At 41.7% G+C, this 8,375-nt stretch carries 9 protein-coding genes; 2 read left to right on the forward strand and 7 right to left on the reverse strand.

Features of this window, described 5'->3' with window-relative positions:
• The 7 genes from IQ242_RS10570 to IQ242_RS10600 all read right to left on the reverse strand — a co-directional run.
• The coding region (locus IQ242_RS10570) for a S8 family peptidase (RefSeq protein WP_193959938.1) at nucleotides 1-996 on the reverse strand (996 nt) is incomplete at its 3' end.
• Nucleotides 997-1,130: 134 nt separating this feature from the next.
• Nucleotides 1,131-1,565 carry a VOC family protein gene (locus tag IQ242_RS10575; protein ID WP_193959943.1) on the reverse strand — a complete coding sequence of 145 codons (435 nt, stop codon included), beginning with the start codon at nucleotides 1,563-1,565 and terminating at the stop codon, nucleotides 1,131-1,133.
• Between the two features lie 250 nt (nucleotides 1,566-1,815).
• Entirely contained in the window at nucleotides 1,816-3,171 is a 1,356-nt protein-coding gene (gene ovoA / locus IQ242_RS10580) for a 5-histidylcysteine sulfoxide synthase (RefSeq protein ID WP_193959939.1), read from the reverse strand.
• A gap of 40 nt (nucleotides 3,172-3,211) precedes the next feature.
• Complete coding sequence (egtD, locus tag IQ242_RS10585) at nucleotides 3,212-4,222, reverse strand: L-histidine N(alpha)-methyltransferase (RefSeq protein ID WP_193959944.1); 1,011 nt, start codon at nucleotides 4,220-4,222, stop codon at nucleotides 3,212-3,214.
• Between the two features lie 229 nt (nucleotides 4,223-4,451).
• A complete protein-coding gene (locus IQ242_RS10590) occupies nucleotides 4,452-4,736 on the reverse strand; it encodes a hypothetical protein (RefSeq protein WP_002788842.1) in 285 nt (94 codons plus the stop codon).
• Nucleotides 4,737-4,768: 32 nt separating this feature from the next.
• Nucleotides 4,769-5,362: a DUF3177 family protein gene (locus IQ242_RS10595; protein ID WP_193959940.1), complete on the reverse strand. Its 594-nt coding sequence runs from the start codon at nucleotides 5,360-5,362 to the stop codon at nucleotides 4,769-4,771.
• Between the two features lie 175 nt (nucleotides 5,363-5,537).
• Complete coding sequence (locus IQ242_RS10600) at nucleotides 5,538-5,762, reverse strand: Calvin cycle protein CP12 (RefSeq protein ID WP_002781201.1); 225 nt, start codon at nucleotides 5,760-5,762, stop codon at nucleotides 5,538-5,540.
• A 522-nt stretch (nucleotides 5,763-6,284) separates the two neighbouring features.
• Between IQ242_RS10600 and IQ242_RS10605 the strand changes: the two genes are divergently transcribed.
• Together IQ242_RS10605 and IQ242_RS10610 are read left to right on the forward strand one after the other, a co-directional pair.
• Nucleotides 6,285-7,145 carry a shikimate dehydrogenase gene (locus IQ242_RS10605; protein WP_193959941.1) on the forward strand — a complete coding sequence of 287 codons (861 nt, stop codon included), beginning with the start codon at nucleotides 6,285-6,287 and terminating at the stop codon, nucleotides 7,143-7,145.
• A gap of 29 nt (nucleotides 7,146-7,174) precedes the next feature.
• Complete coding sequence (locus tag IQ242_RS10610) at nucleotides 7,175-8,218, forward strand: AI-2E family transporter (RefSeq protein ID WP_193959942.1); 1,044 nt, start codon at nucleotides 7,175-7,177, stop codon at nucleotides 8,216-8,218.
• Nucleotides 8,219-8,375: the final 157 nt, after the last annotated feature.

An 8,375-nucleotide genomic window follows, 5' to 3' on the forward strand; every position in this document is an offset into this window, starting at 1 on the left:
CGGTTCACCCCCCCGAGCGGGATCGATGGTTTCTTGGATAATTTTACCCGTATCGGAGCCGCCGGGGGCAGCAATATCGATTCCGGCTCCGAAATTAGAATAGGGGGCTTTATTTCCAGAGGCATCTACCGCAGAAACGCCGATAACGTGGGGAAAACGGGCAGGATAGGCGGCGGAATTATCATCAGCATTACCTGCAGCAGCGACGATTACCACACCTTTACTATAGGCATATTCGATCGCCTCTTTCATTACTTGGGTTTCCCCTCCACCCCCTAAACTCATATTGATGACATCGGCTTTATTATCGACGGCAAAACGGATCGCTTCGGCAATATCTGCCACGGTTCCCCCACCCGTCCCGGAAAGTACCTTGAGGGGCATGATTTTGGCTTTGTAGGCGATGCCGGCTACCCCGTAGTTATTATTGGTCGATTGGGCAATTGTTCCCGCTACATGGGTTCCGTGACCGTTATCGTCCTCGGCATTGCTGCGGTCGTTGACGAAGTCGTAGCCTTCCACAAACTCGGTTTCTCGCAGATCGGGAACTTTTGATACACCTGTATCAATAACGGCGACGGTGATCCCCTGTCCCTGATTTTCTTCCCAAGCGCGTTCGATGTTTATCCCCCTTAGGTTCCACTGTTTGCTATAGTCGGGGTCGTTGGGGGCGATAAAAGCATGATAAATATAATCGGGTTCGATCGATTCGGTGTATTTTTTTAGGTCGGAATTGCGGAGAGTTTTCAGGAGTTTGCTATCTCCTGCCACGGTGTAAAGATGTTCATCGATGGAAAAAATACTATTTAAACTGGTGGTTTTTCCCGCTTTTTTGTTGACAGTATTTAACTGCTCATCGAGGACGCTGACGGGTATATCGTCCTTAAAGTCGATTAAAATTGATTGATATTCGCCCCGATTTGCTAATCCAGTAAAGTGAAACAGCGCAAATCCTAGACCGATAATAAATAGGGTTAACAATAAGAGTTTTTTCATAGATTTCCTAAGAATTGATCATTGCCAGCCAAGGTTTTTTTAGTTTCGATGAGAGAATCCGAGGGAAGTTCCCCTGTTTTTGTCGCAGTTGAAGATAGGACTAACCAGTTACAAAAAGTCACCTGTTGTTTATTTTAAGCTCGATCGCCGATCGCTGTTAATTGCCGACTGGCAAAAATAGCTTCGTAGTGGCGATAATGTTTAAATTCCAGGAGATTATAGAAAGGATCCTCCAGGAAAAAGGTTTTATGTTCGGTTATCTCCCCAGTAAAGCGAGTTTTTGGTTCTAGATAAAATTTTAGTTGATTGACTCGCGCTTTTTCGAGAAGATTGTCCCAATCCCTGGCATCCGGCAGAATTAGACCAAAATGGCGAGGATAAATGCTATTTTGGGGAGTAAGAGGCATTTCGGTGACGTGAGCGACTACCTGATGACCATAGAAATTTAAGATAATCGCTTTCTCGGTTTCCCTTCCCGCTAAACAACCTAAACCATCACAGTAAAAGCTTTTAGCGGTGGACACATCGGTAATCGGAATAGCGAGATGAAAAATTGCAGGTTGATTCATGGCGATCGAGTTTATCGGCATTCTATTAGGTTCTATTGTAGTGATCGAGGGGCGACTTTTCCGAAAATTTTTTCTTGAAATTGGCAATTAGCTAAGATTGGCTAAATAAATCTAAAAAACCTTGTTGAATAATATCTTTAGGCTTTTTTGACATCAAAAAGTGCCGACTCTTAGAGTAATCGCAGGGAAATTTTAGGCACTTTTTCCCTGAAAATCGATAAAACCCCACACCCTACACCCCACACCCCACCTAAAGACTTTGCGCGATTCTAAAACCAGCGTGTTGATAAAAATTCCGGCGAAACCAATTGCGATAGTAGGGTAGGATTTCTGTACCGTTAGTCACCCAAGCTCCTCCTAACATCATTTTATGTTGACTATTAAAGAAAGGAGTGGAATTGTCAGCATAGAGGTAATGGGGTTGAAAGTCAGTTAAGGGATTAAAATCATCTTCTAGCCATTCCCAGACGTTACCGCGTAAATCATAAATTTCTGAGTTATTACCAGCATTTTTTAACATTCCTACGGGAGTGGGAGAACAGAATTTTAAATTGAGGTTATAGTCCTCAAAGTTATCGTTTTCTAGGGTATAACATCGATTTTTTTGACTGCCATAGGTGGCTAAATTCCACTCAGCTTCCCTCATTAAACGTATTCCTTGACCTTGAAAACGACAGTAGGCGATCGCTTCATAATAGTTCACTTCTACTGGCCAATCGAGAGGTAAATCGAAAACATCAAACATGGCTCGATATTGATAATTTCCTCCCTCATCTACCAGCCAAAATTTAGGATATTTGACTCGATAATGATTTTTCCATTGCCAAGCTTCCTCATCCCAATAGCTGGGATTTTCGTAACCACCATTATGAACAAATTCTTTAAATTCTCCGTTGGTAATCATATATTTACTCACCAGAAAATTGTTAACTTGAACTTGACGATAACCATACTCGTTATCCCAACCATAAATAGGAGAATCTTGGGGTTTACCAATTTCCACTATTCCCCCAGAAACCTCCACCATTTGATTAGGATAAGCTTGACCAAAAGCAGGGGCATAATGCCACCCTTGAGGACGTTGCAGACAATCTAGAGGCAGTTGTCTGAGTAACATTGAAGAGGTTTCAAAGTGAACACGCTGATGCTCAATTCCCATCATTAATGACCAGAGATAATGCTGAGGATGAATAGGAAGATTAAGGGGGATATTTTTAATTATTTCGACCACAATTTCATAGACTTGTTGTCGATATTTCCAAACTTTAGCCACCCTGGGCCACTGAATATGGGCGATAGCAGAGTTTAATTCTGCGGGAGTTGCGGGATCTACTCCCACTCCAAACAATAATTCGTAGTCAGGATTAGGGCTTTTTTTTAATAGGTTAACCATCTGCAATTTATTAGTATAAAAAGCGGCGGCATGACCTAAATAAAAGATGAGGGGATTTCTTAAATCGTCAGGGTTACAATAAAAAGCTTCTTCTTTGATGATGCTTTTTAACAGCATATCTTCTAATTGCCAAGCATTTTCAAAATAGTCCAGTATATTTTCTCGACTACAGTTACTTAGAGAGATAGGAGCCTGTGCTTGAATCTTTTCCATGTTTTTATGCCTCTATTACTGATAAAAATCTTTTCATTATTTACAGGGATAACTGACAGAGAATTAAACCGAATAAATTTTCAGGATCGGTGAAAACCTTGAGCGGTTTAAATCCCTTTGATTCTAGGTCTTTTTGCATAGTTTCTAGGTTGAATTTACGGGAAATTTCTGTTAAAATACTCTCCGATGCTTGAAAATTAACTGTTAAATCGAGTTTTTTGAGATGCACAGGGTGAGTTTTTTGACAAATTAAATACATTTCAATTTGAGATTGATCTTGATTATAGATAGCTTGATGACTAAATAAATCAAGATTAAAATCAGCTTGAAAGCGCCAATTTAAATGGGAAAGCATATTTAAATTAAAAGCGGCTGTTACCCCTTGGGCATCATTATAAGCTGCTTCTAATATTGCCGCTGGTTTTTGGAGATCAATCCCTAATAAAAAATAATCTCCAGCTTTGAGAACAGTGGCAATTTCTTCTAAGAATTTATCACATTCAGCCGCAGAAAAATTACCGATCGAACTTCCCAAGAAAAAAATCATTCTGGTATTATCGGAAGCATTTCGATAATAGGCTAAGGCCTGTTCATAGGTTCCAATTAACCCCTGAATAAGTAAATTAGGATATTCTTTTTGTAATTCTATGGCACTAGCTTGGAGAATAGTTTCACTAACATCGATAGGTACATATTTAGAGGATTTTTGCTGCTGATAATAAGCGTCCAATAACAGACGAGTTTTAGTGGAACTACCACTACCTAATTCTATCAATTCGCAGGGCCCTGTATAGGCGACAATTTCTGGGGCATATTCTTGGAGAATAGCGGCTTCTGTTCTAGTGGGATAGTATTCTGGCAATTGACAGATTTCTTCAAAAAGTTGCGAACCTTGCCGATCATAAAAATATTTAGATGGTAAACTTTTGGGGGTTTTAGTTAATCCTTCAATCACATCTTTGCCATCATCTTTAACCAGGTTTTGTCCCGTAGCAACGGTGGCTAAATACTCAATTTGTAACAGTTCTTGGTTAGATTGTTTAAGTTGCATAGATTCTCCGATTATTCTCCAGTTTTTTGATTGTTCTCGATCGATACCGAGGATGAAATCCACTTTGACAGCTTGAATGCTGGCAGAGATTATCATTCCCCGGTAATCTTACCACTAAAACGCCGCAAAATTTACCTCTTGTCTAGATAGACAAAGTTTATGGATTCTCAATAAAAGCTGTTAAATCGCTCAAGATGAGTGCTGATGTTATTCAAGTAAAATTACTGGTTTAATTAATCAGCAAAGACTGCATTTCCTCTAAGGTAAGATTTTCTTGAATATAGCGAGGTTTAAGGGGATGATAGGGACTAGCAAGACGATCTATCTTAATAATTCTAGCCGTTTCAGGAATGATCGGAATATCGGGATCGTAGGGAGTGCTGCGGGTAAGGGAACTAGAAAAACCTTTAAAAATAGAGATTTCTTCCTCCTCCCCATCCACAGCAATAGTCACTAATAAAACCTCGTGGGGATTTTTGAGGGTGTATTGTTCGAGTTGTTGACCAATATTCATAGAAAAATGGCTAATCATCGATAGCTAAAAACTTACTGTTGTAAAGCTGAACGTCCCTGTTTGCCAAGACGAATAAGAAGAAAATGGGCAAAATAGAGAGTATAAAAAGAGAAACCAACTAAACCAAAAAAGCCCAAAACATTAGCAGTAGCTTCTGAATGAAAAATCTCGCGAAACTGCCAGGGTGCTTCCTGCCAAACCTGACAATAGGGAGAATTTAGCAATTCCCCTGACATAGCACAGGAGAGAAAAGGTAAGGTAGAAATTGCGCCCAGAGGACAATAAATCGTAACTGCCCAACGCCAAGCAGTGGTGACAAATTTAATTGGACTGGCGGGTAAATCTTTAATTTCATCGTTAATATCCACCCAAAACCAGAGGGAAATCGGGATTAAAATCTTTGCCAAAAAACTGGTGACAAAACCAATCGGCCAGGAAGCGATCATTAAATATACAGTAATTAATAAAAGACTAGCCACTCGCCAATAGATAATCAACAATTTCTGCAATGATTCGATTTTTGCAAATAAAGACCAAATCAACAAAACTGCCGGGATAATCACCGTAAATAGCACGGCTAAACGATAATCTATCCAAACGAGAGGACGAAACCAAAGCTGATTCATAAACTATTCAGACATAATTACACTGTCAACATTTTACTGTCTTCGGACGCAGGAGCCAAAATCGGCCACAGCTTGACCAACAAACAAAAAAACGAGGGGCGATCTCTTTATAGTTGAGATCGCCCTAAAGCTAGGATTCTACTGTGAGGAGAGAAAAAACCGCTGCCTGACTGCATTAATCTTCATAAATGCGACACTCGGCGGCATCGGGATTAGAATCACAATAATTTTCGAAGTAGGTTTTTTGGGGGTGGTCCTGACGTTGGTGAGCGGCTTCTGCTTGTAATTCTTCCACCGCATCCCAAGCGGCGGCGCATTCGCCAGAGGTGGCACCTTCCGTACTACAGACGGCTCTGGCGTTTTCTAGCTCTTCTTGAATTTTGTCTTGGATATTGCTCATGATTCCTCTGGAATTGATCTATTGACACTCTAACAATTATACAGTCACGTTCTCAAACCACAGGATCGGTTATCCCACTTGATCGCCTTTCCTGTGCTATGAAGCCGATCCTAGCGCAATTTTTCGGGAATTTAACATCAAGATTTCCTGACCGGGCCAATTTTTAGCCTACATTCCGCACTGGAGAAATGCCAGAGGGATTTCTCCCCGGCATAGACAGCGAGCAGAACCATATATCGACTTATTTAGGGTTTGCTGAATAAATCTAAAAACCTTGTTGGGTAAAACTTTTAGACCTTTTGGCCATCAAAAAGTAATGGATCTGGGAGTGATCGGGGGAAAAATTCCGGGACTTTTTCCCTGAAAATTAGGTAATTGACCCCCTCAAAATCGGTAAAACCCTACACCCCACACCCTACACCCTGCCCCCAGGAAAAACTTTTTCAGCAAACCCTAGTATAGTAAGGTGAGCATTGGCTACCCTTGAGAGCAAACTTTGGTGGGGAAAGCCCACCTTTTTTTATGACCATTATTAACGGAAAAACCAAGTTATTAGGCGTAATCGGCGATCCCATCGGCCATACTCTTTCTCCCCCCATGCACAATGCCGCTATCGATGCCTTGGGGCTAAATTATGTCTATCTTCCCCTACCTATCGCCCCGAAAAACTTAGCAACTGCGATCGCTGGTTTGTCCGCCATCGATCTACAGGGTTTTAGCGTCACAATTCCCCATAAATTAGCCATTATCCCCTTATTATCGCAAATTACCGAGAAAGCAAGGCTAGTGGGCGCAGTTAATACCGTCTGGCGCACGGAAACTGGCTGGCAGGGAACGAATACCGATGTGGATGGCTTTCTCGCTCCCTTGAAATCCCTTGACAAAGATTGGAGTCGGGTGAATCCAGTTATTTTGGGCAATGGCGGCGCTGCCCGGGCGGTAGTGGTGGCTTGCGCCCAGTTGGGCTGTGGCAAAATTCATCTGGTAGGACGCAATCAAAAGAAATTAGATCCTTTTAAAGAAAGTTGGGCGAATACCAGCCTCTATGACCTCCTAGAAGTGCATAGCTGGGACGAATTAGAAGGGCTGCTATCCACCACAGAACTCCTGATTAATTCTACCCCCATCGGAATGTCTCCCCAGGGCGAACAATCCCCAGTTGAGTTAGAATTATTAGACATTTTGCCACCATCGGCGATCGCCTACGATCTGATTTATAATCCCCGGCCGACCAAATTTCTCCGGTTGGCCCAGACTAGAGGGATAAGAATTATTGATGGGTTAGAAATGTTAGTTAATCAGGGAGCGATTGCGTTAGAAATCTGGTTAGGTCAACCCGTCCCCGTCTCGGTCATGCGGGAAGCTTTGTTAAAACAATTCTAAATGTTAAAATCCTATTTCTGGCTTGATTTATGCCCCCTTCTAGCTCCTTTTGGAAAACTCTGAATAACTCGATTCTAGTGCGCTATCTATTATTATTTGGTTGTGGCTGGAGTCTGATTATCTTAATTAATTATTTCTACGGGACGATCGCTATTTTTACCGGTTCAGCGATCCTGGCCGCTCTATTAAATTATCCCGTGGTTTGGTTATCCCGTTATCTACCGAGAGGACTAGCCATTGCTATTACCACCATAGTAGCTTTTATCCTCCTATTTAGATTAGTCACAGGCATAGGATTAGAAGCAGTTAGTCAGGGGAAAGGACTACTATTCAATCTTACAGATGCCTTGGGTCAACAAGATTTTTTACCCTTTAAAGACTTTCTCGATCGATTAGATTTGAATAAAATGGTGGGAAGCTTACAAACCGGTTTAGCCACGGGTTTATCGATCGTACAGGGAGTTTTTTCCAGCGTCTTTACTGGCGTTTTCGGGGCGGTGATCAGTGTTTATATGCTCATCGATGGTGATAAACTCTGGCGAGGTTTTTTGCAACTTCTCCCCCCAGCATACCGGGAGCGTTTTGCCCAGTCTTTTCGACAAAGTTTCTTGGGATTTATTCGCGGGCAACTGTTGTTAATGCTCTTTTTATCGGTGACGAGTTTCTTAAGTTTTTCCCTATTGGGAATTAAATATGGGCTAGTTTTGGCGGGTGTTCTTGGTGTTATCGATGCTATCCCGGGTATTGGTGCAACCCTGGGCATTTTGTTGGTAACTATCTTGACTTTTACCTCCCAGGGACTAGCAATTGCCGTTAAAGCTTTTATTGTCTGTGTTGTCTTGGTGCAAATTCAAGATAATATTATTCGCCCTAAAGTTATGGGCAATGCCCTAGAATTAAACCCGGTAATTTTATTTTTATCTCTCTTTATCGGCGAAAGAGTTGCGGGATTATTAGGGGTTTTTCTCTCCATTCCTATCGCCGGAATGATTGCGATCTGGATCGGATCGAGCGAAGAAAAACCAATAACAGATTTAGAGGAAAATCAGTTAGGAGAAAGTCAAAAGAATTAAGAGCCGATCCCCAGTCTCTACTATACAATTAGGGAAATTTGTTATCCACAACACTCGATCGCTAAGTAGGTAGGCGTTAAAAGTTATCAGATGCCCCCCTTATTAAGGGGGGATTAAAGGGGGGACTAAGGGGGGATCGGCACCCCCCTTATCAAGG

The organism is Microcystis sp. LEGE 08355, from assembly GCF_015207185.1.
Lineage (GTDB): Bacteria > Cyanobacteriota > Cyanobacteriia > Cyanobacteriales > Microcystaceae > Microcystis > Microcystis panniformis.